Source organism: Salmonella sp. 32020114201800008SM, assembly GCF_017572025.1.
Classification (GTDB): Bacteria; Pseudomonadota; Gammaproteobacteria; order Enterobacterales; family Enterobacteriaceae; genus Salmonella; species Salmonella enterica.
This window is the reverse complement of sequence record NZ_JAGEQM010000007.1, coordinates 1-25,506: the sequence shown is the minus strand read 5'-3', so window position 1 is coordinate 25,506 and position 25,506 is coordinate 1. Positions and strand designations below refer to the sequence as shown.

27 protein-coding genes, 1 rRNA gene and 1 other annotated feature are annotated in these 25,506 nt (G+C 51.1%); of the genes, 15 read left to right on the top strand and 13 right to left on the bottom strand.

The window, feature by feature from the left end; all coding sequences use genetic code 11:
• Positions 1-190 precede the first annotated feature (190 nt).
• The gene (gene smpB / locus J4613_RS17985; protein WP_001518569.1) at positions 191-673 is read right to left on the bottom strand and encodes an SsrA-binding protein SmpB; all 483 of its coding nucleotides are present in this window, start codon (positions 671-673) and stop codon (positions 191-193) included.
• 188 nt (positions 674-861) lie between these two features.
• Here smpB and J4613_RS17980 point away from each other — a divergent pair, with 188 nt between their 5' ends.
• Positions 862-1,299 (top strand): type II toxin-antitoxin system RatA family toxin, encoded by a 438-nt coding sequence (locus tag J4613_RS17980; RefSeq protein ID WP_001537508.1) that lies wholly within the window; start codon positions 862-864, stop codon positions 1,297-1,299.
• Positions 1,289-1,579 (top strand): RnfH family protein, encoded by a 291-nt coding sequence (locus J4613_RS17975; protein WP_111742261.1) that lies wholly within the window; start codon positions 1,289-1,291, stop codon positions 1,577-1,579. The genes J4613_RS17980 and J4613_RS17975 overlap by 11 nt, the downstream gene beginning before the upstream one ends.
• 165 nt (positions 1,580-1,744) lie before the next feature.
• On the opposite strand, the gene bamE is transcribed toward J4613_RS17975, so the two are convergent.
• The 3 genes from bamE to nadK form a co-directional block, all read right to left on the bottom strand.
• On the bottom strand, positions 1,745-2,083 hold the full coding sequence (gene bamE / locus J4613_RS17970; protein WP_001203445.1) for an outer membrane protein assembly factor BamE: 339 nt from the start codon (positions 2,081-2,083) through the stop codon (positions 1,745-1,747).
• Between the two features lie 148 nt (positions 2,084-2,231).
• A complete protein-coding gene (recN, locus tag J4613_RS17965) occupies positions 2,232-3,893 on the bottom strand; it encodes a DNA repair protein RecN (protein WP_000880965.1) in 1,662 nt (553 codons plus the stop codon).
• 85 nt (positions 3,894-3,978) lie between these two features.
• Positions 3,979-4,857 carry an NAD(+) kinase gene (gene nadK, locus J4613_RS17960; RefSeq protein WP_001059155.1) on the bottom strand — a complete coding sequence of 293 codons (879 nt, stop codon included), beginning with the start codon at positions 4,855-4,857 and terminating at the stop codon, positions 3,979-3,981.
• A 123-nt stretch (positions 4,858-4,980) separates the two neighbouring features.
• Here nadK and grpE point away from each other — a divergent pair, with 123 nt between their 5' ends.
• Positions 4,981-5,571 carry a nucleotide exchange factor GrpE gene (grpE, locus tag J4613_RS17955; RefSeq protein ID WP_001518875.1) on the top strand — a complete coding sequence of 197 codons (591 nt, stop codon included), beginning with the start codon at positions 4,981-4,983 and terminating at the stop codon, positions 5,569-5,571.
• A gap of 34 nt (positions 5,572-5,605) precedes the next feature.
• Here the strand turns inward: grpE and J4613_RS17950 are convergent, their stop codons facing one another.
• The 3 genes from J4613_RS17950 to J4613_RS17940 all read right to left on the bottom strand — a co-directional run bounded on the left by J4613_RS17950 (position 5,606) and on the right by J4613_RS17940 (position 8,429).
• The gene (locus J4613_RS17950) at positions 5,606-6,211 is read right to left on the bottom strand and encodes a hypothetical protein (protein WP_001287924.1); all 606 of its coding nucleotides are present in this window, start codon (positions 6,209-6,211) and stop codon (positions 5,606-5,608) included.
• Between the two features lie 120 nt (positions 6,212-6,331).
• The gene (locus J4613_RS17945; RefSeq protein WP_127172650.1) at positions 6,332-7,618 is read right to left on the bottom strand and encodes an HlyC/CorC family transporter; all 1,287 of its coding nucleotides are present in this window, start codon (positions 7,616-7,618) and stop codon (positions 6,332-6,334) included.
• Positions 7,619-7,637: 19 nt separating this feature from the next.
• Positions 7,638-8,429 (bottom strand): inner membrane protein YpjD, encoded by a 792-nt coding sequence (locus J4613_RS17940; protein ID WP_001537507.1) that lies wholly within the window; start codon positions 8,427-8,429, stop codon positions 7,638-7,640.
• Between the two features lie 165 nt (positions 8,430-8,594).
• On the opposite strand from J4613_RS17940, the gene ffh reads away from it, so the two are divergent.
• The 5 genes from ffh to rplS all read left to right on the top strand — a co-directional run bounded on the left by ffh (position 8,595) and on the right by rplS (position 12,224).
• Positions 8,595-9,956 (top strand): signal recognition particle protein, encoded by a 1,362-nt coding sequence (ffh, locus tag J4613_RS17935; protein WP_000460052.1) that lies wholly within the window; start codon positions 8,595-8,597, stop codon positions 9,954-9,956.
• Positions 9,957-10,208: 252 nt separating this feature from the next.
• Entirely contained in the window at positions 10,209-10,457 is a 249-nt protein-coding gene (gene rpsP / locus J4613_RS17930) for a 30S ribosomal protein S16 (protein ID WP_000256453.1), read from the top strand.
• 18 nt (positions 10,458-10,475) lie between these two features.
• Positions 10,476-11,024: a ribosome maturation factor RimM gene (gene rimM, locus J4613_RS17925; RefSeq protein ID WP_000043266.1), complete on the top strand. Its 549-nt coding sequence runs from the start codon at positions 10,476-10,478 to the stop codon at positions 11,022-11,024.
• Between the two features lie 44 nt (positions 11,025-11,068).
• Positions 11,069-11,836, top strand: a complete 768-nt coding sequence (trmD, locus tag J4613_RS17920; protein ID WP_000469807.1) for a tRNA (guanosine(37)-N1)-methyltransferase TrmD — start codon at positions 11,069-11,071, stop codon at positions 11,834-11,836.
• 40 nt (positions 11,837-11,876) lie between these two features.
• Positions 11,877-12,224, top strand: a complete 348-nt coding sequence (gene rplS / locus J4613_RS17915; protein WP_000065257.1) for a 50S ribosomal protein L19 — start codon at positions 11,877-11,879, stop codon at positions 12,222-12,224.
• A 157-nt stretch (positions 12,225-12,381) separates the two neighbouring features.
• On the opposite strand, the gene dgcN is transcribed toward rplS, so the two are convergent.
• Both dgcN and J4613_RS17905 read right to left on the bottom strand, forming a co-directional pair.
• Positions 12,382-13,602, bottom strand: a complete 1,221-nt coding sequence (dgcN, locus tag J4613_RS17910) for a diguanylate cyclase DgcN (RefSeq protein WP_080193587.1) — start codon at positions 13,600-13,602, stop codon at positions 12,382-12,384.
• Positions 13,595-14,113 carry a YfiR family protein gene (locus tag J4613_RS17905; RefSeq protein ID WP_001212379.1) on the bottom strand — a complete coding sequence of 173 codons (519 nt, stop codon included), beginning with the start codon at positions 14,111-14,113 and terminating at the stop codon, positions 13,595-13,597. The genes dgcN and J4613_RS17905 overlap by 8 nt, the downstream gene beginning before the upstream one ends.
• A gap of 439 nt (positions 14,114-14,552) precedes the next feature.
• Here J4613_RS17905 and aroF point away from each other — a divergent pair, with 439 nt between their 5' ends.
• Genes aroF through J4613_RS17890 form a run of 3 tightly spaced genes read left to right on the top strand, consistent with a single transcriptional unit; the run spans position 14,553 to position 17,720 of the window.
• Positions 14,553-15,623, top strand: coding sequence for a 3-deoxy-7-phosphoheptulonate synthase AroF (gene aroF, locus J4613_RS17900; RefSeq protein ID WP_001168062.1), 1,071 nt, complete (start codon positions 14,553-14,555; stop codon positions 15,621-15,623).
• Positions 15,624-15,632: 9 nt separating this feature from the next.
• Positions 15,633-16,754, top strand: a complete 1,122-nt coding sequence (gene tyrA / locus J4613_RS17895) for a bifunctional chorismate mutase/prephenate dehydrogenase (RefSeq protein WP_000225191.1) — start codon at positions 15,633-15,635, stop codon at positions 16,752-16,754.
• Between the two features lie 57 nt (positions 16,755-16,811).
• Positions 16,812-17,720 carry an SMP-30/gluconolactonase/LRE family protein gene (locus J4613_RS17890; protein WP_111742262.1) on the top strand — a complete coding sequence of 303 codons (909 nt, stop codon included), beginning with the start codon at positions 16,812-16,814 and terminating at the stop codon, positions 17,718-17,720.
• Here the strand turns inward: J4613_RS17890 and pheA are convergent.
• The 4 genes from pheA to bamD form a co-directional block, all read right to left on the bottom strand.
• Positions 17,681-18,841: a bifunctional chorismate mutase/prephenate dehydratase gene (gene pheA / locus J4613_RS17885; protein WP_001619571.1), complete on the bottom strand. Its 1,161-nt coding sequence runs from the start codon at positions 18,839-18,841 to the stop codon at positions 17,681-17,683. The genes J4613_RS17890 and pheA overlap by 40 nt on opposite strands.
• Before the next feature lie 22 nt (positions 18,842-18,863).
• Positions 18,864-18,989, bottom strand: a sequence feature (Phe leader region).
• On the bottom strand, positions 18,941-18,988 hold the full coding sequence (pheL, locus tag J4613_RS17880) for a pheA operon leader peptide PheL (protein WP_010989056.1): 48 nt from the start codon (positions 18,986-18,988) through the stop codon (positions 18,941-18,943). (Overlaps the previous feature by 48 nt.)
• Before the next feature lie 102 nt (positions 18,990-19,091).
• On the bottom strand, positions 19,092-19,430 hold the full coding sequence (gene raiA / locus J4613_RS17875) for a ribosome-associated translation inhibitor RaiA (protein WP_000178449.1): 339 nt from the start codon (positions 19,428-19,430) through the stop codon (positions 19,092-19,094).
• 271 nt (positions 19,431-19,701) lie between these two features.
• Positions 19,702-20,439 (bottom strand): outer membrane protein assembly factor BamD, encoded by a 738-nt coding sequence (gene bamD / locus J4613_RS17870; RefSeq protein ID WP_000197660.1) that lies wholly within the window; start codon positions 20,437-20,439, stop codon positions 19,702-19,704.
• Positions 20,440-20,570: 131 nt separating this feature from the next.
• Here bamD and rluD point away from each other — a divergent pair, with 131 nt between their 5' ends.
• From rluD to J4613_RS17850, 4 genes are all read left to right on the top strand, one after another.
• Positions 20,571-21,551: a 23S rRNA pseudouridine(1911/1915/1917) synthase RluD gene (gene rluD, locus J4613_RS17865; protein ID WP_000079130.1), complete on the top strand. Its 981-nt coding sequence runs from the start codon at positions 20,571-20,573 to the stop codon at positions 21,549-21,551.
• Positions 21,548-22,279 (top strand): purine nucleoside phosphorylase YfiH, encoded by a 732-nt coding sequence (gene yfiH, locus J4613_RS17860; protein WP_000992639.1) that lies wholly within the window; start codon positions 21,548-21,550, stop codon positions 22,277-22,279. The genes rluD and yfiH overlap by 4 nt, the downstream gene beginning before the upstream one ends.
• Positions 22,280-22,408: 129 nt before the next feature.
• Entirely contained in the window at positions 22,409-24,982 is a 2,574-nt protein-coding gene (clpB, locus tag J4613_RS17855; RefSeq protein ID WP_001235092.1) for an ATP-dependent chaperone ClpB, read from the top strand.
• 455 nt (positions 24,983-25,437) lie between these two features.
• Positions 25,438-25,506, top strand: a 16S ribosomal RNA gene (locus tag J4613_RS17850); the annotation flags it as partial.

The following is a 25,506-nucleotide window of genomic DNA, read 5'->3' as shown; positions in this document are numbered from 1 at the left end:
AATTTTATAAAAATCATTTGAAGTATTGTGTTATTAGGCTATAAAAATTTTTTAAACAAAGAATATATTCTTGTTGTGGTATTTATTGCTATTGATAAGCGTCAGACACAGAGAATATATTTTCGAGGCATGCATGAGATATGAACATTGACCAGCTTCATACTGAGAAGCTGGTCACAAAAAATGTCTATTATCGGCCTGCATTTTTCATAATGCGTGCTTTATCCAGTTGCCACTCACGTTCTTTAAGATCGGAACGTTTATCATGTTGTTTTTTACCTTTCGCCACGCCGATCTTCACTTTGCACCAGGCATTTTTCCAGTACAGAGAAAGCGCGACGACAGTATAACCTTCACGATTAATACGGCCATACAGCGAATCAAGCTCACGCTGATTTAACAACAGTTTGCGGGTTCGGGTTGGGTCGCATACAACATGTGTCGAGGCGACCGCCATCGGCGTAAAGTTTGCGCCAAACAGCCAGGCCTCGCCATCTTTGAGGATAACGTAACTGTCGCCGATATTGGCTTTTCCTGCGCGCAGAGATTTTACTTCCCAGCCTTGCAGGGCGAGACCAGCCTCGAACTCTTCTTCGATAAAGTATTCGTGCCGGGCGCGCTTATTCAGCGCGATGGTGGCTGAGCCCGGTTTATGTGCTTTTTTCTTCGTCATAAGTGTCGTGAATTCATAGGTAATCTGATATCGAAAACACCCCATTACGTCCTGATGAGGTGCAAAAATCTATCTTAGCATGAGTTGGGCTATGCACGCACAATTAAGGCATGACGGTTGGGGACAGCATTTTTTTTACTCGCTGATAAGTGGTATTATTTACACGATTTATGTTGATGGGAATTGCTATGCCTCAGATTAGTCGGACTGCTTTAGTCCCCTACAGTGCGGAACAGATGTATCAGTTAGTGAATGACGTGCAATCGTATCCCCAGTTTTTGCCTGGGTGTGTTGGTAGTCGCGTCCTGGAGTCATCGCCAGCACAGATGACGGCGGCTGTTGACGTGTCGAAGGCGGGTATCAGCAAGACGTTTACGACGCGTAATCAGCTAACGCGTAACCAGAGTATTCTGATGCATCTGGTGGATGGCCCCTTTAAAAAGCTGATCGGCGGCTGGAAATTTACCCCGCTCAGCCCCGAGGCGTGCCGCATTGAGTTTCAGCTTGATTTTGAGTTTACCAATAAACTCATTGAGCTGGCGTTTGGTCGTATATTCAAAGAGTTAGCGTCCAACATGGTGCAGGCGTTTACGGTTCGCGCCAAAGAGGTTTACCGTGCCGGATAAACTTGTGGTTGAAGTGGCTTATGCGCTGCCGGAAAAGCAGTATTTGCAGCGCGTAACGCTGGAGGAGGGCGCGACGATCGAAGAGGCGATTCGCGCTTCCGGCTTGCTGGAATTGCGCACGGATATCGATCTGGCGAAAAATAAAGTAGGTATCTACAGTCGTCCGGTAAAACTCACCGATACGGTGCAGGATGGCGATCGGGTTGAAATTTACCGTCCCTTAATCGCCGATCCAAAAGCGTTACGCCGCCAGCGCGCCGAAAAATCGGCTGGCAGATAATTAGCCTCTTTTGCCGGATAACGGTGTGGAAGCCGTACCACACCTGAAGCACAGGCGTGCCTGTAAGCCAGATAAACGTAGCGCCATCAGGCAAATTCGTACCAAATGGCGGGGGAGAGGTTTGCAGGCCTGATGAACGTAACCTCATCAGGCGGTATCACAAAATTACTTCGTCAACGCCGGTTTGTTATCAATATTGGTTAACACGCCGCTGCTGTTAAAGGTGAGCGTCAGAGTCTGCTGCGTCACGTTCTCATGTCCTGGCTGCTGGCGGAAGACATAAAACCAGGTGTTCGTACCAAAAGGATCGGTCATCATCGGCGTGCCTAAAGCATACGCAACCTGTTGTTGCGTCATACCAACACGCACTTTGGCGACATCCGTAGGTGTAAGATAGTTCCCCTGATTGATGTCAGGTCGGTAAACCACTCGCTCCAGAGTGGAACAGCCTGCGGTCAACATCAGGAGTACTGCTGCGGCAGCAGTCAGCGTTTTACAGCGCATAGTGATTGGGTTCCTTTTCGGGCCTGAGCAGTACGTGGCTCATATTAATATGCCGATGATAATAGACCTTTCATCACTTTAAAACCTTTTGCTGTCGGGTCTTACGGCGTTTTTGTTGTGAACTCAGACCTTCGGGAGATAAAAAAGTTTACGCCGCCAGCAGTTCTTTTGCGTTTGCCAGCGTATTACGCGTAACTTCACTTCCTCCCAACAGGCGGGCCAGTTCCTGTAAACGCGCACGTTTATCCAAAGGTTGCATATGGGTTTCGGTCATTGCCCCGTCTGTTTCTTTACTGACAAAGAAGTGCTGGTGACCGCACCCGGCTACCTGTGGCAGGTGAGTGACGCACATCACCTGAGTGGATTCGCCAAGCTGGCGCAGGAGTTTACCGACCACGGCGGCGGTTGGGCCGCTGATGCCAACATCGACCTCGTCAAAAATTAGCGCCGGCGTTTCCATTTTGCGCGCGGTAATCACCTGAATAGCCAGCGCAATGCGCGACAGTTCACCGCCAGACGCGACTTTAGCGATAGGCTGCAGCGGCTGACCTGGGTTTGTCGTCACTTTAAACTCCACGCGATCGGCGCCGTCGTTACTCAGATGATGCTCATCAAATTTCACGTCGATAGTAAACAGACCGTGCGGCATCGAAAGTAAATGCATACTTTCAGTGATCAACTGCCCCAGCTCCTGGGCGTAAAACTGACGCTGTTGATGCAGCGCTTGCGCCGTTTCCAGCGCTTGTTGGTGATGCTTATTAACCGCCAGAGTCAGCGTTTCCAGCGAATCGGCCTGATCGTCGAGCTGCTGCTGTTCTTCGAGCAGTGACTGATAAAGCTGCGGCAGCGCTTCCGGGCTGACGTGATGTTTTCGCGCCAGCGAAATTTGTTTAGCGATGCGCTGTTCAAGCTCAAACAGGCGATTGGGGTCTAAATCCAGACGCTCGCAATAGTGGCGTAATTCATCGCTGGCTTCGGTGAGTTGGATAGTGGCTTCTTCCAGCATATCCAGGATGCCGGAAAGCTTGCTATCCATACCCACCAGCTCGCTAACCAGTTGTTTTGCGCTATATAACTGGCTTTGCAGGTTAACGTCTTCGCCGTCCGCGAGTAGCGCCAGAGCGTTCTGGCTGGTCGTAAGCAACTGCCCGCTGTTGGCCAGCCGTTTGTACTCTTCGTCAATTTGCTCGAATTCGCCGGCCTGCGGATTAAAGTCGTTCAACTCTTTTAACTGATATTGCAGCAGTTCCGCGCGCGCGGCGCGTTCCTGACTTTGTTGCTGGTGATGGGCGAGATCGCGGCAGCTTTGATGCCATAATTGGTAGCGAGCAGCCATCTGCTGCGCTAAAGCGGCTTCGTTGGCATAGCTATCCAGCAGCGATTTTTGCTGTTCGGGTTTGGTAAGCTGCTGGTGCGCATGTTGGCCGTGAATTTGAATCAGCAACTGACCGAGCTCGCGCAATTGAGACAGGGGCACAGCGGTGCCGTTAATAAAGCCCCGTGAGCGGCCATCGCTGCTGATAACGCGGCGAAGTAAGCATTCGCGACCTTCTTCAAGCTGGTTTTCTTCCAGCCAGCGCAATGCCGCAGGCGTGTCTTTCAGCGCAAAGCGGGCACACAAATCGGCGCGGGTCGCTCCGGTACGGACCATATCGGCCTCAGCGCGACCGCCCAGACACAGACCCAGGGCATCAATCGCAATAGATTTACCCGCGCCGGTTTCACCAGTAATGACGGTCATTCCGCTCTGAAAATCGATCTCAAGCTCACGAACGATAGCAAAATTGCTGATGGTCAGTTGCGCCAACATAGCTGTTTTCCTGTATGAAAAACCATGACTGTAATTAAATACAGTATAAACTGGTTTTTTATACAGTAAAGAGGCTAACGTAAAATTAGAATAATTTTTTTGACCAACCGAGTTTTGTGCTTAATGTATTGAAATAGCTATAGTCTTTGGGATGTATGAGGTTGAGATGGTAATCGCAGCGGCGAATCAGCACATCTTCTCCTTCCTGAATAGGCAGCGCTATCTGGCTGTCGCAGCTAATTTCCAGATCGCTACGGCGATGCGAAAAACGCAGACGAATCGTGCTACTGCTGTTAATGACTAACGGGCGCGCCGACAAGGTATGCGGGAACATCGGCACCAGGGTGATGGCATCCAGTGAAGGGGTCAGAATAGGGCCGCCTGCGGAGAGCGAATAGGCGGTGGAGCCGGTCGGCGTAGAAATGATCAGACCATCAGATCGCTGTGAAAAAGCGAAGGTTTCATCAATATAAACCTCGAACTCGATCATATGCGCCACTTTTCCCGGATGCAGCACCACTTCATTAATGGCTGTGCTGATACGCTTCTGGCGGTCCTGTTGGCAGACCTGCGCTTCCAGCAGAAAACGTTTTTCGGAGATATAGCGTCCTTCCAGCACATCCGATAATTGTTGCAGGGCGTTGTCCGGATCGAGATCGGTCAGGAAGCCAAGATTACCGCGGTTAATGCCAATCACATTGATGTCATAACGCGCCAGCGTACGCGCTGCGCCAAGCATATTGCCGTCGCCGCCCACGACTACCGCCAGATCCGCCTGTTGACCAATTTCCGCCAGCGTGCCGGTTGGCACATTTTTTAGCTGTAATTCGTGGGCGATTTGTTGCTCCACAATGACCTCATAACCCTGATCGCATAGCCAACGGTAGAGCATTTCATGTGTCGTGAGTGCGGTGGGATGACGCGGATGCCCCACAATGCCGATACACTTGAAATGATTATTCATTTTTCTGAGGTCCTTGTAGCGAAGATTGATGACAATGTGAGTACTTCCCTTGAAACCCTGAATCTGATCCCCATAATAAGCGAAGTTAGCGAGATGAATGCGAAAAAAAACGCGGAGAAATTCATGAGTAGTAAAGAACAGAAAACGCCTGAGGGGCAAGCCCCGGAAGAAATTATCATGGATCAGCACGAAGAGGTTGAGGCAGTTGAACCAAACGATTCTGCTGAGCAGGTGGATCCGCGCGATGAAAAAATTGCGAATCTGGAAGTTCAGCTTGCAGAAGCCCAGACTCGCGAACGCGACACCGTGTTGCGCATCAAAGCGGAAATGGAAAACCTGCGCCGTCGTACTGAACAGGATATCGAAAAAGCGCATAAATTCGCTCTCGAGAAGTTCGTCAACGAATTGCTGCCGGTCATCGATAGCCTGGATCGCGCGCTGGAAGTCGCAGACAAAGCCAATCCGGATATGGCGGCAATGGTCGAAGGGATTGAGCTGACGCTGAAGTCTATGCTGGATGTGGTGCGTAAATTCGGCGTGGAAGTGATTGCTGAGACCAACGTGCCGCTGGACCCGAACGTGCATCAGGCGATTGCGATGGTGGAGTCGGAAGAGGTTCCGGCAGGCAATGTGCTGGGTATTATGCAGAAAGGCTATACGCTGAACGGTCGTACCATTCGCGCGGCGATGGTGACTGTAGCGAAGGCGAAGTAAAAGTCTGATGGCCGATGTAAAGTCGGCCATTTTTTTAGCTTAAAAAATCCTGCACTTCCAGCCACGGCGTGTTGAAATCCTCTATTTTTTTATATTCGCTCATTGGCAGAACGACCACATTATAGGTGTCAGATCCTTCATTCAGATCAAAAATCTGGAAGCCCCTCTTATTGAGTTCGGTCTGGATGCGTTCAAAGATCTCGTCAAGGTAACGGTCTCCGGCTTCACAGACATCGGAGATTTCATCCTCTTGGGTTATTTCGACAAGAAGATTTCTTAATTCCTCAGAATTCGTCAGGTTTTTTGTGAGTTCATAAAAGCGATCTGCGGCAAAATTAGCCAGTTCGCCTTCTTCATCTTCACCTTTCCAGTCAACGAGGTGAATAAATCCTTCGCCGCGTAGAACTTGTAAAAATGCCTGTGCCAGCTCGTTATTTCCGAGATCGCCACCGCTACAATCCAGGACGTCCTGCAACCCATATTCGTCTTCATCTTCGTCTTCAAAGATTTCAGGTTGCGTCGAAAGTTGAGAGAAAATAGTGGGCCATAAGGTTGGGTTGTGTGATAAAAAAACGTTGGCGACGACGTTGAGGTCGTCTGCAAAATTCTTATCCCATTCAATTACATAATCTTCTGACATAACATCAATATCCTTTCTGAATGCCTGAAAAGACATTATTGCATTGTTAAGTAAATGGCAGGAATTGATGGAATCTTAAAAGACGGCGATAAAAAAGGCGAACCGGAGTTCGCCATTGTGTTACTCCGCCACACTCTCGCGCAGCGGCTTTACCGGTACAACCTTTACCTGCTTAATCATATTTTCCTGTACATCGAGAATATCGATATCGTACTGCTCAATGCGCACGCGCGTGCCAGCAACCGGAATTTCCTCCAGCGCCTCCAGAATCACCCCGTTGACGGTGCGCGCGTCATCTTCCGGCAGGTGCCAGTTAAACGCTTTATTGATTTCCCGGACGTTGGCGGTACCGTCAATAATGACCGAACCGTCGTTTTGCGGCGTGACCTCTTCCGCCAGTGTCGGCGACATCGAGGTGGTGAAGTCGCCGACGATCTCTTCGAGAATATCTTCCACGGTGACCAGACCCTGGATATCGCCATATTCGTTGACGACCAGTCCGACTTTCTTTTTATTGCGCTGAAATTTAATCAGTTGCGTACTGAGCGGCGTACCTTCCGGGACGTAATAGATTTCATCGGCGGCGCGCAGCATCATCTCTTTGGTGAACTCTTTTTTCTCGGCCATTAACCGCCAGGCTTCACGCACGCGCAGCATACTGATGGCGTCATCCAGCGAATCACGATAGAGCACAATGCGTCCGTGCGGCGAGTGGGTAAGCTGCCGCTCGATAGATTTCCAGTCGTCATTGATATCGATCCCGATAATTTCATTACGCGGCACCATGATGTCATCCACGCTGACCTTTTCCAGGTCGAGAACCGACAGCAGCATATCCTGATTGCGGCGAGAGATTTGCGAACGGGATTCATGCACGATAGTGCGTAATTCCTCTTTGCTTAACGACCCGCTAACCACGATGTCCGTTTTAATTCCCATCAGACGCATCAGCAGGCGGGTGATGGTGTTAAGTAACCACACCAGCGGCATCATCAGTATCTGTAACGGCGCCAGCAGGAAGCTGCTGGGATAGGCCACTTTTTCCGGATAGAGCGCGGCGATAGTTTTGGGCAGGACTTCAGCAAAAACTAACACGACAAACGTCAGTACCCCGGTGGCGATAGCCACGCCGGCGTCGCCGTAAAGCCGCATACCCACAATCGTGCCGAGCGCCGAGGCAAGAATGTTGACCAGGTTATTGCCGATCAGCACCAGGCTTATCAGTCGGTCGGGTTTACGCAGTAATTTTTCTACCCGTTTTGCCGAGCGATTACCTTGCTTCGCCATATGGCGTAAACGGTAACGGTTTAGCGTCATCATTCCAGTTTCGGAACCGGAAAAATAGGCCGAGATGACCACCATGATGATTAATATGATAATCAGCGTGGTGGTGGAGATGTGTTCCAGGGGAAACTCCTTTAAAAGCTTAGCTTACAAATTGCTGTAATATGCGGCTACCAAAATAGGCCAGCGTCAGAATACCCGCGCCTGCGACGTTAAACCACACGACCCGCCGACCCCGCCAGCCCTCATGGTAATGCCCCCACAGCAGAACGATATAGACAAACCATGCCACAATAGAGAGCACGGCTTTATCAATATTTTCAGTACTGAACAGGTTATGCATGTAAAACAGGCCGGTACACAGAGTAAGGGTCAGCAGTACGACGCCAATCTGCGTGATATGAAACATTTTGCGCTCAATGCTCATCAATGGCGGCATTTCATTACTAAACGCCAGCTTTTTGTTCTTCAACTGATAGTCGATCCACGCCAGTTGTAGCGCATACAGCGCGGCGATTATCAGCGTCGCGTAAGAGAAAAGCGACAGACCGATGTGCACCATCATGCCTGGGGTCGCTTCCAGATGCGTAATATATTCATTAGGCATGAACGTGGCGAAGGCCAGGTTAATCAGCGCAAAAGCATAGACAATGGGCAGAAGTAGCCAGCCGCGATTACGCGACGCGACAATGGTCATCACCGTGCAGATCATCAGACTGACCAGCGAACCGACATTCAGCAGGCTCAGGTTTTGTCCACTGTCGCCGCCGGGCAGAATACGCGATTCCAGCGCGACAGCATGGCACACCAGCGCGATGACCGCAGAAAGAATAGCCATACGCCGCCAGCCGCTGTTTTTTTGCAACAGTCCGGGAACGATCAGCGCGAGGCTGAAGGAGTAGGCGACAAGGGCAAGTAAAGCAAAAACGGGCATAGTTGTGTCGACAGTTGACCAGTGAGAAAGAGAAGCAGTATAGCGTTACGTGACCGCAGCTCCAACCGTTGCATAACAACAAAGACGGCTTCATGGTATACTGTGGCGAAATTCTGTAACTGTGTCGCTGCGGCGACCAACCGTTTCCACCCCAGGCGAGAGACAATGTTTGATAATTTAACCGATCGTTTGTCGCGCACGCTGCGCAATATCAGTGGCCGTGGGCGCCTTACTGAAGACAACGTTAAAGAGACGCTGCGCGAAGTGCGCATGGCGCTGCTGGAGGCTGACGTTGCGCTGCCGGTAGTGCGTGAGTTCATCAATCGCGTAAAAGAGAAAGCGGTTGGTCATGAAGTTAACAAGAGCCTGACCCCAGGGCAGGAGTTCGTCAAGATTGTCCGTAGCGAACTGGTTGCGGCGATGGGCGAAGAGAACCAGACGCTGAATTTAGCTGCGCAGCCGCCAGCCGTAGTATTGATGGCGGGTCTGCAGGGGGCGGGTAAAACCACCAGCGTCGGTAAGTTGGGTAAATTCTTGCGCGAGAAGCACAAGAAGAAAGTGCTGGTCGTCTCTGCCGACGTCTATCGCCCGGCGGCGATCAAACAGCTCGAAACGCTGGCTGAGCAGGTTGGCGTGGATTTCTTCCCGTCTGATGTCGGCCAGAAACCGGTTGATATCGTCAACGCCGCGCTGAAAGAAGCGAAGCTCAAATTCTACGACGTGCTGCTGGTTGATACCGCCGGTCGTCTGCACGTTGACGAAGCGATGATGGACGAAATCAAACAGGTCCACGCTTCTATCAAGCCAGTAGAAACGCTGTTTGTCGTCGATGCGATGACCGGTCAGGATGCGGCGAATACCGCAAAAGCCTTTAACGAAGCGCTGCCGTTAACCGGCGTGGTGCTGACCAAAGTTGATGGTGATGCTCGTGGCGGTGCGGCGCTCTCTATTCGTCATATCACCGGTAAGCCGATTAAATTCCTCGGTGTCGGCGAGAAAACCGACGCGCTGGAGCCGTTCCACCCGGATCGTATCGCCTCGCGTATTCTCGGCATGGGCGACGTGCTGTCGCTGATCGAAGATATCGAAAGCAAAGTTGACCGCGCACAGGCTGAAAAGCTGGCGACTAAACTGAAGAAAGGCGACGGCTTCGACCTGAACGACTTCCTGGAACAGCTCAAACAGATGAAAAACATGGGCGGTATGGCCAGTCTGATGGGCAAATTACCGGGCATGGGGCAGATTCCGGACAACGTTAAATCGCAGATGGATGACAAGGTGCTGGTGCGTATGGAGGCGATCATCAATTCGATGACGCTGAAAGAACGCGCGAAGCCGGAAATCATCAAAGGTTCCCGCAAGCGTCGTATCGCGCAGGGCTGTGGGATGCAGGTGCAGGACGTTAACCGCCTTCTGAAACAGTTCGACGACATGCAGCGCATGATGAAGAAGATGAAGAAGGGCGGGATGGCGAAGATGATGCGGAGTATGAAGGGGATGATGCCGCCAGGCTTCCCGGGTCGCTAATTTCCCGGCCTGGCTCACTTGCTATTTCGGCACCGGGGTGTGCTCGCCATCCTCACGTACTGCGTGTACGCTGCGGTGGCTGCGCGCACGCCGGTACCGAACTCGCTGCGCCGCCGACGGCCTTCTACAGCAGAGTTATTAACTGTTGATTGCAATTCTCCCAGAAATCAGTAAAATTTTCGGGCTTTTAATATGACGCCGGGCTCCGTTCCTCGATGGGGCCCGGTTGTTTTATTCACACAAGAGGATGTTATGGTAACTATTCGTTTAGCTCGTCACGGCGCTAAAAAGCGTCCGTTCTACCAGGTTGTTGTCACCGACAGCCGTAATGCACGCAACGGTCGCTTCATTGAGCGCGTTGGTTTCTTCAACCCAATCGCTAGCGAAAAAGAAGAAGGCACCCGCCTGGATCTGGATCGCATCGCTCACTGGGTTGGCCAGGGCGCAACCATTTCCGATCGCGTTGCGGCGCTGATCAAAGAAGTAAAAAAAGCAGCTTAATCTGTCACGGTGGTCATGATGAGCAAGCAACTCGCCGCACAAGTACCCGCTGAACCGGTTGTACTGGGGAAAATGGGTTCTTCATACGGTATCCGTGGTTGGCTCAGAGTGTTTTCCTCCACTGAAGACGCCGAAAGCATTTTTGACTATCAGCCCTGGTTTATCCAGAAGGCGGGTCAGTGGCAGCAGGTACAGCTGGAAAGCTGGAAGCACCACAATCAGGATCTGATCATCAAGCTGAAAGGCGTTGACGATCGAGATGCCGCGAATCTTCTGACGAATTGCGAAATTGTCGTGGATTCCTCGCAACTTCCTGCGCTTGAGGAGGGAGACTACTACTGGAAAGACCTGATGGGCTGCCAGGTAGTCACCGCTGAAGGCTACGATCTCGGTAAAGTTATCGACATGATGGAAACCGGGTCGAATGACGTTCTCGTCATTAAGGCGAACCTGAAAGATGCATTTGGTATCAAGGAACGACTAGTACCGTTCCTCGATGGGCAGGTTATCAAGAAAGTCGATCTCGCTACTCGTACTATCGAAGTAGACTGGGATCCTGGTTTTTAAACCACCGAATAAACGGTAATAAATGGCGTTATGGGGATTGGCTTGTGTTTATTGGCATCGTTAGCCTGTTTCCTGAAATGTTCCGCGCAATTACCGATTACGGGGTAACTGGCCGGGCAGTAAAAAAAGGCCTGCTGAACATCCAAAGCTGGAGTCCTCGCGACTTCACGCATGACCGGCACCGTACCGTGGACGATCGTCCTTACGGCGGCGGACCAGGGATGTTAATGATGGTGCAACCCTTGCGGGACGCCATTCACGCAGCAAAAGCCGCGGCAGGTGAAGGCGCTAAAGTGATTTATCTGTCGCCTCAGGGACGCAAGCTTGATCAAGCGGGCGTTAGCGAGCTGGCCACGAATCAGAAACTTATTCTGGTGTGTGGTCGCTACGAAGGCGTAGATGAGCGCGTAATTCAGACCGAAATTGACGAAGAATGGTCAATTGGCGATTACGTTCTCAGCGGTGGCGAACTACCGGCAATGACGCTGATTGACTCCGTCGCCCGGTTTATACCGGGAGTTCTGGGGCATGAAGCATCAGCAATCGAAGATTCGTTTGCTGATGGGTTGCTGGATTGTCCGCACTATACGCGCCCTGAAGTGTTAGAGGGGATGGAAGTACCGCCAGTATTGCTGTCGGGAAACCATGCCGAGATACGTCGCTGGCGCTTGAAACAGTCGCTGGGCCGAACCTGGCTTAGAAGACCTGAACTTCTGGAAAACCTGGCTCTGACTGAAGAGCAAGCAAGGTTGCTGGCGGAGTTCAAAACAGAACACGCACAACAGCAGCATAAACATGATGGGATGGCATAGGCCCCCGAATATCAGTTTACCCAGGATAAGAGATTAAATTATGAGCAACATTATTAAGCAACTTGAACAAGAGCAGATGAAGCAGAACGTACCTTCCTTCCGTCCGGGCGATACCGTGGAAGTGAAAGTATGGGTTGTTGAAGGTACCAAGAAACGTCTGCAGGCATTCGAGGGCGTGGTTATCGCTATTCGTAACCGCGGTCTGCACTCTGCATTCACTGTTCGTAAAATTTCCAACGGCGAAGGCGTTGAGCGTGTCTTCCAGACTCACTCTCCGGTAGTTGACAGCATTGCTGTTAAACGTCGTGGTGCTGTTCGTAAAGCTAAACTGTACTACCTGCGTGAGCGTACTGGTAAAGCGGCTCGTATCAAAGAGCGTCTTAACTAAGAACGCGCTTTCGCAACATCCGAAAGCTTGTAGAAAAGAAGGGGCTGGCATTACGCTGGCCCCTTTTTTTATGGGTTTGCTCCACGCCATAGACGGTTGCATGATTAGTCTGGGTCAGTGGTCTCAACGCTGAGTCAGAAACGGCCAGGCCCGTTCCTTAGTTTAGCGAGCGTTCCGCACGCCGGTGTTTAGCCTGATACATATTTCGATCGGCCAGTTCTTGTAGTTTTTCGGCAGTGGCATGTTCCCATGTCAGCGCAAAGCCAATACTCATGGTCATCGTTATCCGCTGGCCGTTATGCAGTTCAAAAGGTCGATTAAACGCCTGGGATAGCGCTGCGCAAATACGTTGTACTTCATATTCCGAATGTACATCGTAAAGCACCATCGCAAATTCATCGCCGCCGAGTCGGTAAGTCTGATAACGGCTACCACCGAATTCCGCTAATCTTTTGGCAACCTCTATAAGTACGCGGTCGCCTGCCGCATGTCCCCAGGTATCATTAATATATTTAAAGTTATCGCCATCCAGAAATAACAATGCCGAACTGCTACGAGCGGAATTGTCCTTCATCAGCGCGTTAATACAGCTGCGAAATGCTGCGCGATTGGCAAGCCCCGTCAGCGGATCGTGCAGCGCGGTACGTAGTAACTGGGCATTTTTAGCCTGAAGCCGTAGCTGCCATTCTTCCATCTCATCCAGAAGGCTATTGAAATCCTGCGCAAACAGGTGAAATTCCGCAATACGCTCATCAGGTACCCGGCGTGAAAAATTTCGGTTAGTGCGAACGTCGTGTACAACTTCAGTAATATTTTGCAGTGCATCCACAACGCCATTGTGTAAATAACGCGTGAGCAGCAGGGCAATGCCGGATGCCAGCAGAATACATCCTGTCAGCACTGCCAGCGATAGCCAGATAAAATGACCAATAAGGCTGTCGCGGGCGACAAGCCGTACTTCGCCGATGGCCCTGCCGTTGTGCCAGACGGGTTGTGATACCGGCAATGGAAAAAGCCAGTGGCTAATTAAGCCAATGAGCTTATCGTCTGCGGCTCGCGCATCATAGCGCCATGAGGCGATAATACGGCCATTTTTATCGCGGACCTCCACCGCTGAAAATTGTCCCTGGCGTCCCAGTGTGGCGAGCGTTTCCGCTGCGGCCGTGTTATCGGAAAATACCAGTGCCGCTTCAAGGCTATGGGCCATTGTGGCGGCGGTCAAATCGAGATTTTTTTGCGCATACTGTTTGAGCGTAAGGACAGACGCAACGCAAATTAATAGCCAGATCAATGTCATTGTAAGCAGCACGCTGATTATACTAATCCGCCGTAGTGTGCGTTTAAATGTTGGTCTGGACAGAGAAAATTCCTTATTCATGCTTTTGATTCCGTGCAAGCATTAATACTTCTGGATTCACTCTCACGCCGCTATGCGAGAGGGAGTCCAGGTTGACGGAAAATTTGACTTCATCATTGTTAATGATCAGACAAAATGCGCTGCCAATAATACATTCGGTATTTTGCTCGGCAATTAATAACAAGGCATTAACTGGATAATGACGCGTTAACTCCACCTGATAAGCTGGCGATTCATTGCCAAAGTAAAAACCATCACAGCGGGCGCTCAGGGCTTCTTGTGTGGTACGGATGACAAGCGGTTGATAAGGGAAAGCCCAGTCAGCCTCTTCGCTAAGTACCCTGACAAAACGCGCAGATGAAAATATGCATAGCCTTGGCGGCCCGGATAACGCCGGCCAGTGTGTATAACTGACGATACCGGAGACGATGGCGCGTACGGATTTCTCTTCTTCCGTGACGCGTTGAGCATACAGAGGCAAGCTTGCTAATAATAGCGATAACAGAAGGATAAATCGGTGAGAAAAACGCATTAACAAGTCCCCACCATCTTCAGTCGTAAAGCATTAAAATACATCCGTGATTGTTTGTAGCAAAATAACATTATTTTGCCATATCGTCATTATGTCTTATTGATAATATGAATAATTTAAGTGATATCCCTGATATTAAATTCTTGTGATAATGGTATTAATCACCCTATATCAGAAAGTAAAAATATGTGTGCGGAGAAAAAATAATCAAAAAATAGCGAGCATCGCTCATTTTACCGCTTTTCTGAGGCTGGGAATAAAATAATTCATTTGTTGTGTAAAGTTTTTGATACGAAATGAGGGGGTTTAATCGACGATTGCGCATGGTGTAAAGTTTATTTTACGTAATATGGATTGAAATCTTTACTTTTTGTGGTATGGTTTAAACATCCTCGTGGAGGATCAACTATCGCAAACAAGAAAAGACAGGATCGCCATCATGCAAAAAGACGCGCTGAATAACGTACGTATCACCGATGAACAGGTATTAATGACGCCGGAGCAGCTTAAAGCTGCCTTTCCGTTGAGCCTGGCGCAGGAAGCGCAGATAGCGCAGTCCCGAGGAATCATTTCTGACATTATTGCCGGGCGCGATCCGCGTCTGTTGGTGGTATGCGGTCCTTGTTCTATTCACGATCCTGAAACCGCTCTGGAATATGCCCGTCGATTTAAAGCCCTTGCCGCAGAGGTCAGCGATAGCCTCTATCTGGTAATGCGCGTCTATTTTGAAAAGCCGCGGACTACCGTCGGCTGGAAAGGGCTGATTAACGATCCTCACATGGATGGCTCATTTGATGTGGAAGCCGGGTTGAAAATAGCGCGTCAGCTACTGGTGGAACTGGTGAATATGGGGTTGCCATTGGCGACCGAAGCGTTGGATCCGAACAGCCCGCAATACCTGGGCGATCTGTTTAGCTGGTCGGCGATAGGCGCGCGCACAACCGAATCGCAAACCCACCGCGAAATGGCGTCTGGTCTTTCTATGCCGGTCGGCTTTAAAAACGGCACGGATGGCAGCCTGGCGACAGCGATTAACGCCATGCGCGCCGCTGCGCAACCCCATCGCTTTGTTGGCATTAACCAGGCCGGTCAGGTTGCGTTATTGCAAACCCAGGGAAATCCGCATGGCCATGTAATTCTGCGTGGCGGCAAAGCGCCAAACTATAGCCCGGCAGATGTCGCTCAGTGTGAAAAAGAGATGGAACAGGCGGGACTACGTCCTTCGCTGATGGTAGATTGCAGTCATGGTAACTCCAATAAAGATTATCGCCGCCAGCCAGCCGTTGCCGAATCTGTGGTTGCGCAGATTAAAGATGGCAATCGTTCAATCATTGGCTTAATGATTGAAAGTAATATTCATGAGGGTAATCAGTCTTCCGAACAGCCGCGCAGCGAAATGAAGTATGGCGTTTCCGTCACCGATGCTTGTATTAGCTGGGAGATGACCGATGCCCTGTTACGTGAAATTCATAAAGATTTGAGCGGCCAGCTGGCGGTGCGCGTCGCATAAGAGGTTGTTATGGTTGCTGAATTGACCGCGTTACGCGATCAAATAGATGATGTCGATAAAGCGTTGTTGAATTTACTGGCTAAGCGCCTGGAACTGGTTGCCAAAGTCGGCGAGGTGAAAAGCCGTTTTGGCCTGCCTATTTACGTGCCGGAGCGTGAGGCCTCTATGCTGGCTTCACGACGGGCGGAAGCAGAAGCGATCGGTGTCCCGCCCGATCTCATTGAAGATGTCCTGCGCCGGGTAATGCGTGAATCTTACTCCAGCGAAAATGATAAGGGGTTCAAAACGCTTTGTCCTTCTCTGCGTCCGGTCGTCATTGTGGGCGGCGGCGGACAGATGGGGCGTCTGTTTGAAAAAATGCTCACGCTGTCGGGCTATCAGGTCCGTATTCTGGAACAACAGGACTGGCCGCGCGCCAGGGACATTGTCGCCGATGCCGGAATGGTGATCGTCAGCGTGCCGATTCATGTTACTGAACAGGTCATAGCGCAACTGCCGCCCCTGCCGTCCGACTGTATTCTGGTCGATCTGGCATCGGTGAAAAGCGGTCCGTTGCAGGCAATGTTGGCGGCCCATGATGGCCCCGTGTTGGGCTTGCATCCGATGTTTGGTCCGGACAGCGGGAGCCTGGCGAAGCAGGTGGTGGTCTGGTGTGATGGGCGTCAACCGGAAGCGTATCAGTGGTTCCTTGAGCAAATCCAGGTGTGGGGCGCGCGGTTGCACCGAATTAGCGCTGTCGAGCACGATCAGAACATGGCTTTTATCCAGGCGCTGCGCCACTTTGCTACCTTCGCTTATGGGCTGCATCTGGCGGAAGAGAACGTCCAGCTTGAGCAGCTTCTGGCGCTATCATCGCCGATTTATCGACTGGAGCTGGCGATGGTCGGGCGTCTGTTCGCCCAGGACCCGCAGCTGTATGCAGACATTATTATGTCGTCGGAGCGCAATCTGGCGCTTATCAAGCGTTACTATAAACGTTTTGGCGATGCGATCGGGTTACTGGAACAGGGTGATAAGCAGGCTTTTATCGACAGTTTTCGCAAAGTTGAACACTGGTTTGGCGATTATGCCAGACGCTTCCAGAATGAAAGCCGTGTGTTATTGCGTCAGGCGAATGACAGCCGACCATAATGATGACATCTATACTAAAAGCCAGCTTTGCTGGCTTTTTTCGTTTAAGGAACCGTTATGACTACGCCGCACCTTTTATTTGATTATGTCGGACATTTACCAGAATGCCCCACATGGAGCGAGGATGAAAGCGCGCTGTACTGGACCGATATCCTGGAACAGGAGATCCATCGTTACCATCCGGCGAGCGGGACGCATAGCGTGCTGGCGTTTCCGGAAGAGGTGGGCTGTTTTGCCTTGCGTGAGCAGGGCGGATTTATTGTGGCCATGCGTCATGCTATCTGGCTGGCCGATAAAAATGGATTATTGCAGCGTAAGGTTTGCGACAATCCCTCTAATACGAAACTGGCGCGTTTCAACGATGGCGGCACTGATGGCGATGGACGTTTTTATGCCGGAACGTTCTGGGCGCCAGGTGACTATAATGGCGCGTTGCTGATGCGGATCGATCATGACCTGACGGCAAAAGTGATCCAGTGCGATATCCAGGGACACAACGGCCTGGCGTTCAGCCCGAATAACCAGTGGATGTATACCTCCGATACGCCGAATGGCGTGATATACCGCACGTTACTTGATAAGCATGGCGAACCGGGCAAGCGTGAACTTTTTCGCCATTTTGGCGAAGGAGAAGGACTTCCCGACGGCGCGGCGATGGATAGCGAAGGGTGCTACTGGAGCGCGATGTTTGACGGCTGGCGCGTGGCGCGTTTCTCACCGCAAGGAGAGCAGCTGGAAGAGTACCGGTTGCCGGTACGTTGTCCGACGATGGTTTGCTTTGGCGGCGCAGACATGAAAACGCTGTTTATTACAACTACCAGAGAAAATATGTCTGCTCAGGAAGTGGCGGATTATCCGCTCTCCGGCGCCATCTTCACCCTGCAGGTAGCCGTCGCAGGGATGAAGAAAAGCTGTTTTATTGAACGTCAGGCAGGTTCTACCGGCACGACGTTTTCGCTGGGATAGCAGCCAAGCACTTTCATTGAGCGCGTGATCTCGCCCAGCTCTTTTAGCGCGCTTTGCATTACCTGCGACTCCAGGTTCGCCTGAATATCGAGATAAAACATCTCTTCCCACGGATTGCCGTGAATGGGGCGCGACTCCAGTTTCGTCATGATGAGATTGTGGTTACGCAGCACCAGCAGCGCTTCGACCAGCGCGCCAGCTTGCTGCCCGGTGGCGATTAACAGAGTGGTTTTTGCCGGAACCTGATCGGAAACGTTGATAGCTTTGCGCGCCAGTACCAGAAAGCGGGTGATATTTTGCGTCTGGTTTGCGGCGATGCGTTCCAGCACCTGTAATCCGTGCAACATGCCACCTGCCTCGCTGCCGAGCGCCGCGACGCGCGGAGAGTTCGCCTGCGCGACTTTTTCCATCGCTGCCGACGTACTCTCGGTATAGTCGATTTTCCAGTGCGGATAGCGGCTCAAAAATTTACTGCACTGCTGAAACGGCTGCGGATGGCTGTACACCGTTTCGATGGTATTCAGATCCGTAGTGCCGGAAACCAGCACGCAGTGATCGATAGTGACAGTCATCTCACCGACAATCGACAGACTGGTGTGTTGCAATAAGTCGTACACATCGTTGATAGCGCCGGAGCTGGTGTTCTCTATCGGAACCACGGCGTAATCGGCCTGGCCGGTTTCGACCTGATGAAAAATATCGGTGAATTTTGCGCAACCGCTCTCAATAAATTGCTCAAAATGGCGTGCAGCATACTGGCGCGCCGCGAGATGAGAATAGGAGCCTTTCGGCCCAAGAAACGCAATACGTGCCGAATGAGGGTGAGTATTATTCAGATGTTGTTGCAGTAGCGCCTGCTGAGTAAGCACGGAGTCTTCAATGATAAGCTGGAACAGACGGGTAATGTAGTGTGCGTCGAGATGGTGGGCTTTACCGAGATGGATGAGTCTGTCCAGCAGCGCGCGTTCACGATCGATATCCCGAACCGGACGATGCGACAGTAGTTTTGCTTGTCCCACTTCAATCGCCAGCGCGCGTCGTTTTGCCAGTAAGGCCAGTAACTCTTCGTCTAAAGCGCTGATTTTATCTCGCAGCGCCAGTAATGGGTTTTCCGATGTCATAGTGTTGCCTTTTTTGTTATCAATAAAAAAGGCCTCCCGGTGGGGGAGGCCTTCTTGTTCGTCTTCGCATTCTTTATCACATGACGAAACGCCTCCCGGTCAGGGGAAGATAAAAAAGAATGCGAAGAAAAACCGGGTTAGCTTCATAACTGTTTCCTTTGTGTACGTAAGTACAGTACCCGTACTGTTTTAATCCTGTCAACAAAAAACGCGCCCGAAGGCGCGTTGGCGATACACTCAATGTAAGGGACTACTCTTCTTCTGCTTCGACGAAGCTGGCATCTTTCACCGATGCGGTGGCACGACGGGCTTCGCCTTTATGCTGCACTTTATTGAGCTGCCGTTCCAGCTTGTTGATCAATTCATTAATAGCGGTGTACATATCTTCGTGTTTTGCGCTGGCGACCAGATGTCCGTTCGGTGTATTAATGGTGGCGTCAGCAATAAAGCCCTGTGGCTCTTTAGACAGAATGATATGAGGATTAATCAGGTGAGTTTGCCATTTTTCCAGTTTGGCGAGACGGTCTGCGACATGTTGGCGGATTGCCGGAGTAATTTCCATTTGTTTACTGGTAATGTTCATTGTCATAAATTTTACCTCTTGTCTTTCCCGTCTTGGTGATTCCAGCATACCGTTCTTAATGTCAAAATGTGTGATGTAAATCACATTATTTTGTCACTTTTTGTCAAGGCGAACTTTTTGTGAGGCATCGCAGGAAGAAGCGATCTTTTACTTGAGGAATGGCTGAAAGCAGGCCATATTTGACTGGATGCGTTGCAGTGAAATCATTTCTGTTGCATCAGATATCGAATAAAAAAACGGCAGCCGGAAGGCTGCCGTTTTGCTTGTCTGTATTGCTTCAGGTGTTTTTGCTGTTAGCGGCAATAATTTTCGCGACTTTGTCAGCCTGCGCATTCAGCTGCATCTGACGATAGGCGTTTTCCATCAGCGGCAACGCATCGCGCGTGGCCTGCGTATCAGGATAATTGCGTAGCATACCTTCTACCCGGTTTACGACCGCAACCCATGCGCCGCGCGCGGTATAGTACTCTGCGACGGAATATTCATATTTCGCCAGACGGTCTTTCAGGAATACCAGACGCTTAGTGGCATCGGTGGTGTACTGGCTATTAGGATAGCTGCGTACCAGTTTCGAAAAGTCATTGAACGCCGCCCGCGCATGTTGTGGATCGCGATCGCTGCGATCGACGCCAAAGAAACCTTGCAGCGCGCTATCATCCAGCGCCATGTTCGTCAGGCCGCGCATGTACATGACATAGTCAATATTAGGGTGCGTTGGATTAAGACGCATAAAACGATCGATGGCGGCCTGCGCTAGCGGCAAATCGGCGTTTTTGTAATAGGCGTAGATAAGATCCAACTGCACCTGCTGAGAATACGGTCCGAATGGATAACGATTATCTAACGCTTCCAATTGCGTTATTGCCTGTTTCCAGTTACCGTCCTGCAGCTTTTGCTGAGCAGTCGCGTAGATTTCATTCGGCGGATTATCGGGCACCTCTTCCTTTGAACCCGAGCAACCCGCCAGAAACAGGCTCAACGTGGCTGCTGCCACCAGATATTTCATGCGCGTCATGACGTTTTGACTTTCCTCAAAATGTTTTACGGGAGATTCTCTGTTCCTGCTCCCGGTTAAGACCAGCTACAATAGCACACTATATTAAACGGCAAAGCCGTAAAACCCAACGTTAAACGAAGAAGCTGTATATGGCACAACGAGTACAACTCACCGCAACGGTCTCCGAAAACCAACTCGGTCAACGCTTAGATCAGGCTTTGGCCGAAATGTTCCCGGATTATTCACGTTCGCGTATAAAAGAATGGATTTTGAATCAGCGCGTGTTGGTCAATGGTCAACTTTGCGATAAGCCAAAAGAAAAAGTGTTAGGCGGCGAGCGGGTGGCTATTGATGCGGAGATCGACGAAGAGATTCGTTTTGAAGCGCAGGATATCCCGTTAGATATTGTTTATGAAGATGACGATATTCTGGTTATCAACAAACCACGCGATCTGGTGGTACATCCTGGCGCGGGTAACCCGGACGGTACGGTACTGAACGCGTTGCTACATTATTATCCGCCGATTGCGGATGTTCCGCGCGCGGGCATTGTGCATCGTCTGGATAAGGACACGACGGGGCTGATGGTGGTGGCCAAAACCGTTCCGGCGCAAACGCGCCTGGTGGAGTCTTTGCAGCTGCGCGAGATCACCCGCGAATATGAAGCGGTCGCGATCGGACATATGACGGCGGGAGGAACGGTGAATGAACCCATCAGTCGTCACCCGACCAAACGTACCCATATGTCGGTGCATCCTATGGGCAAACCGGCGGTGACCCACTACCGCATTATGGAACATTTCCGTGTGCACACGCGTCTTAGGTTGCGTCTGGAGACCGGGCGTACGCACCAGATCCGCGTGCATATGGCGCATATTACGCACCCGTTAGTGGGCGATCAGGTCTACGGTGGTCGTCCACGTCCACCGAAAGGCGCATCGGAAGAATTTATTTCCACGCTGCGTAAGTTTGACCGCCAGGCGCTGCATGCAACAATGCTGCGTCTCTACCATCCTGTATCGGGTATCGAAATGGAGTGGCACGCGCCGATTCCACAAGATATGGTGGACCTTATCGATGCGATGCGCGCTGATTTTGAAGATCATAAAGATGATGTGGACTGGTTATGAATGCACTGATTGTCCCGCAGTGGCCGCTGCCGAAAGGCGTCGCAGCCTGTAGTTCTACCCGTATTGGCGGGGTGAGTTTACCGCCTTACGACTCGCTGAATCTGGGCGCGCATTGCGGCGATAACCCGGAGCATGTTGAAGAGAACCGCAAGCGTCTGTTTGCGGCGGGCAATCTGCCTTCGAAACCTGTCTGGCTTGAACAGGTTCACGGTAAAAATGTGTTGAGGCTTACCGGAGAACCTTATGCCTCCAAACGTGCGGATGCGTCTTACAGCAATACGCCAGGAACCGTCTGCGCGGTAATGACGGCAGACTGCCTGCCTGTGCTATTCTGTAACCGTGAGGGAACAGAAGTGGCGGCGGCTCATGCGGGCTGGCGCGGATTATGTGAAGGCGTACTGGAGGAAACTGTCACCTGCTTTGCTGACAAACCAGAAAATATCATCGCCTGGTTAGGTCCGGCGATCGGCCCGACCGCGTTTGAAGTGGGGCCGGAAGTGCGTGACGCATTTTTAGCAAAAGATGCGCAAGCCGATAGCGCATTTTTGCCGCACGGGGAAAAATTTCTGGCGGATATTTATCAGCTTGCACGCCAACGTCTGGCGAATACCGGCGTTGAACATGTCTATGGCGGGGATCGCTGCACCTTTAGCGAAAGTGAGACTTTCTTCTCTTATCGTCGCGACAAGACGACAGGTCGTATGGCAAGTTTTATTTGGCTGATATAACCTAAAGAATCAAGACGATCCGGTACGGGTAACTTTCTTTTCACATAATTCAGGTCATTCACCTTGAATAATTGAGGGATGACCTCATTTAATCTCCAGTAGCAATTTTGACCTGTTATGGGAGGAGTTATGCGTCTGGATCGTCTTACTAACAAATTCCAGCTTGCTCTTGCCGATGCCCAGTCGCTCGCGCTGGGGCACGACAACCAATTCATCGAACCTCTTCATTTAATGAGCGCCTTGCTGAACCAGGAAGGGGGATCGATACGTCCTTTATTAACCTCCGCTGGCATTAATGCTGGCCAGTTGCGCACTGCTATCGATCAGGCGCTGAGCCGTTTACCGCAGGTGGAAGGCACCGGCGGCGACGTACAGCCTTCTTCGGAACTGGTACGCGTACTGAACCTTTGCGACAAGCTGGCGCAAAAACGGGGAGACAATTTTATTTCGTCAGAGCTGTTTGTTCTGGCGGCGCTTGAGTCTCGCGGCACGTTAACCGATCTGCTGAAATCAGCCGGTGCGACCACGGCCAATATCACTCAGGCAATTGAACAGATGCGCGGAGGTGAAAGCGTGAACGATCAAGGGGCTGAAGACCAACGTCAGGCCTTGAAAAAATATACCGTCGATCTGACCGAGCGGGCTGAACAAGGCAAGCTTGACCCGGTAATTGGTCGTGATGAAGAAATTCGCCGTACCATTCAGGTACTGCAACGTCGTACCAAAAACAACCCGGTGTTAATCGGTGAGCCAGGGGTCGGTAAAACGGCAATTGTTGAAGGACTGGCGCAGCGCATTATTAACGGTGAAGTCCCTGAAGGCTTAAAAGGTCGCCGCGTACTGGCGCTGGATATGGGCGCGCTGGTGGCCGGGGCGAAATATCGCGGCGAATTTGAAGAGCGTCTGAAAGGCGTGCTGAACGATCTGGCGAAACAGGAAGGCAACGTCATCCTGTTTATCGACGAGCTGCACACCATGGTTGGCGCAGGTAAAGCTGATGGCGCCATGGATGCCGGTAACATGCTGAAACCGGCGCTGGCGCGTGGTGAACTGCACTGTGTGGGTGCGACCACGCTGGATGAATACCGTCAGTACATTGAAAAAGACGCGGCGCTGGAACGTCGTTTTCAAAAAGTGTTTGTCGCAGAACCCTCAGTGGAAGACACCATCGCTATTCTGCGTGGCCTGAAAGAACGTTACGAGCTGCATCACCATGTGCAGATCACTGACCCGGCGATTGTGGCGGCGGCAACATTATCTCACCGCTATATCGCCGACCGTCAGTTGCCGGATAAAGCTATCGACCTCATCGATGAAGCGGCATCCAGCATTCGTATGCAGATTGACTCTAAGCCGGAGGAGCTGGACAGACTCGACCGCCGCATTATTCAGCTCAAACTGGAACAGCAGGCGTTGATGAAAGAGTCTGACGAGGCGAGTAAAAAACGTCTCGATATGCTCAACGAAGAACTGGACGACAAAGAGCGCCAGTATTCTGAGCTGGAAGAAGAGTGGAAAGCGGAAAAAGCGTCGCTCTCTGGTACGCAAACTATTAAAGCGGAGCTGGAGCAGGCGAAGATTGCCATCGAGCAGGCGCGTCGCGTTGGCGACCTGGCGCGAATGTCTGAACTGCAGTACGGCAAAATTCCGGAGCTGGAAAAACAGCTGGAAGCCGCGACCCAGTCGGAAGGTAAAACCATGCGTCTGTTACGTAACAAAGTAACGGATGCGGAAATTGCCGAAGTGCTGGCGCGCTGGACCGGTATTCCGGTTGCCAGAATGCTGGAAGGCGAACGTGAAAAACTGTTGCGTATGGAACAAGAGTTACACAGCCGTGTGATCGGGCAGAATGAAGCCGTTGAAGCAGTATCGAACGCCATACGTCGTAGCCGCGCGGGGCTGTCCGATCCGAACCGTCCGATTGGTTCCTTCCTGTTCCTTGGGCCGACGGGGGTCGGTAAAACCGAACTGTGTAAAGCGCTGGCTAACTTTATGTTCGACAGCGACGACGCGATGGTGCGTATCGACATGTCTGAGTTTATGGAGAAACACTCCGTGTCTCGTTTGGTCGGGGCGCCTCCGGGATATGTCGGCTATGAAGAAGGCGGTTATTTGACGGAAGCGGTACGCCGTCGTCCTTATTCCGTCATCTTGTTGGATGAAGTAGAAAAAGCGCATCCGGATGTATTCAACATTCTGTTGCAGGTGCTGGACGACGGTCGGCTGACTGACGGGCAGGGGAGAACGGTCGACTTCCGTAATACGGTGGTCATTATGACTTCTAACCTCGGTTCCGATCTCATTCAGGAGCGCTTTGGCGAACTGGATTACGGTCGAATGAAAGAGATGGTGCTGGGTGTGGTTAGCCAAAACTTCCGTCCGGAATTTATCAACCGTATTGATGAAGTTGTGGTATTCCATCCGTTAGGTGAGCAACACATCGCTTCTATTGCTCAGATCCAGCTGCAGCGTCTGTACAAACGTCTGGAAGAACGTGGTTATGAAATCCATATCTCCGATGAGGCGCTGAAACTGTTGAGCGCCAACGGTTACGATCCGGTCTACGGGGCGCGTCCGTTAAAACGTGCTATTCAACAGCAGATCGAAAACCCACTGGCGCAGCAAATCCTGTCTGGTGAACTGGTTCCTGGCAAAGTGATTCGCCTTGAAGCCAATGATGATCGTATTGTGGCAGTGCAGTAAGTCACAAATTTGAATAAAACGGGCCCTGACGGGCTCGTTTTTGTTTAAAAACCAGGCGAAAATAGGCTTTTGGTTCAAATGTTGTTTGAAAAGTGAACGGTTGAGCTTTTTTTTGCATTTAGGTCTTGTCAGGCTCTAATAACTCCCTATAATGCGCCACCACTGACACGGAACAACGGCATACAGGCCGCCGGGTCAGAAAGGCTTCATTAAGAAGTCTGTGAGGAAAGCGAAAATAAAGGCTTGACTCAAAAAGAGGAAAGCGTAATATACGCCACCTCGCGACGGTGAGCTGCAAGCCGCGTCGCACCTGCTCTTTAACAATTTATCAGACAATCTGTGTGGGCACTCGAAGATACGGATTCTTAACGTCCTCGGACGAAAAATGAATACCAAATCTCAAGAGTGAACACGTAATTCATTACGAAGTTTAATTCTTTGAGCATCAAACTTTTAAATTGAAGAGTTTGATCATGGCTCAGATTGAACGCTGGCGGCAGGCCTAACACATGCAAGTCGAACGG

Bases quoted from the DNA above. Each gene is read 5' to 3' on its own strand.
- J4613_RS17940 (WP_001537507.1), bottom strand. From the start codon at position 8,429: ATGCCCGTTTTTGCTTTACTTGCCCTTGTCGCCTACTCCTTCAGCCTC.
- smpB (WP_001518569.1), bottom strand. From the start codon at position 673: ATGACGAAGAAAAAAGCACATAAACCGGGCTCAGCCACCATCGCGCTG.
- bamE (WP_001203445.1), bottom strand. From the start codon at position 2,083: ATGCGCTGTAAAACGCTGACTGCTGCCGCAGCAGTACTCCTGATGTTG.
- J4613_RS17980 (WP_001537508.1), top strand. From the start codon at position 862: ATGCCTCAGATTAGTCGGACTGCTTTAGTCCCCTACAGTGCGGAACAG.
- rimM (WP_000043266.1), top strand. From the start codon at position 10,476: ATGAGCAAGCAACTCGCCGCACAAGTACCCGCTGAACCGGTTGTACTG.
- grpE (WP_001518875.1), top strand. From the start codon at position 4,981: ATGAGTAGTAAAGAACAGAAAACGCCTGAGGGGCAAGCCCCGGAAGAA.
- rluD (WP_000079130.1), top strand. From the start codon at position 20,571: ATGGCACAACGAGTACAACTCACCGCAACGGTCTCCGAAAACCAACTC.
- clpB (WP_001235092.1), top strand. From the start codon at position 22,409: ATGCGTCTGGATCGTCTTACTAACAAATTCCAGCTTGCTCTTGCCGAT.
- J4613_RS17905 (WP_001212379.1), bottom strand. From the start codon at position 14,113: ATGCGTTTTTCTCACCGATTTATCCTTCTGTTATCGCTATTATTAGCA.
- tyrA (WP_000225191.1), top strand. From the start codon at position 15,633: ATGGTTGCTGAATTGACCGCGTTACGCGATCAAATAGATGATGTCGAT.
- pheA (WP_001619571.1), bottom strand. From the start codon at position 18,841: ATGACATCGGAAAACCCATTACTGGCGCTGCGAGATAAAATCAGCGCT.
- nadK (WP_001059155.1), bottom strand. From the start codon at position 4,857: ATGAATAATCATTTCAAGTGTATCGGCATTGTGGGGCATCCGCGTCAT.
- bamD (WP_000197660.1), bottom strand. From the start codon at position 20,439: ATGACGCGCATGAAATATCTGGTGGCAGCAGCCACGTTGAGCCTGTTT.
- yfiH (WP_000992639.1), top strand. From the start codon at position 21,548: ATGAATGCACTGATTGTCCCGCAGTGGCCGCTGCCGAAAGGCGTCGCA.
- recN (WP_000880965.1), bottom strand. From the start codon at position 3,893: ATGTTGGCGCAACTGACCATCAGCAATTTTGCTATCGTTCGTGAGCTT.
- J4613_RS17890 (WP_111742262.1), top strand. From the start codon at position 16,812: ATGACTACGCCGCACCTTTTATTTGATTATGTCGGACATTTACCAGAA.
- rplS (WP_000065257.1), top strand. From the start codon at position 11,877: ATGAGCAACATTATTAAGCAACTTGAACAAGAGCAGATGAAGCAGAAC.
- rpsP (WP_000256453.1), top strand. From the start codon at position 10,209: ATGGTAACTATTCGTTTAGCTCGTCACGGCGCTAAAAAGCGTCCGTTC.
- dgcN (WP_080193587.1), bottom strand. From the start codon at position 13,602: ATGAATAAGGAATTTTCTCTGTCCAGACCAACATTTAAACGCACACTA.
- aroF (WP_001168062.1), top strand. From the start codon at position 14,553: ATGCAAAAAGACGCGCTGAATAACGTACGTATCACCGATGAACAGGTA.
- raiA (WP_000178449.1), bottom strand. From the start codon at position 19,430: ATGACAATGAACATTACCAGTAAACAAATGGAAATTACTCCGGCAATC.
- J4613_RS17950 (WP_001287924.1), bottom strand. From the start codon at position 6,211: ATGTCAGAAGATTATGTAATTGAATGGGATAAGAATTTTGCAGACGAC.
- ffh (WP_000460052.1), top strand. From the start codon at position 8,595: ATGTTTGATAATTTAACCGATCGTTTGTCGCGCACGCTGCGCAATATC.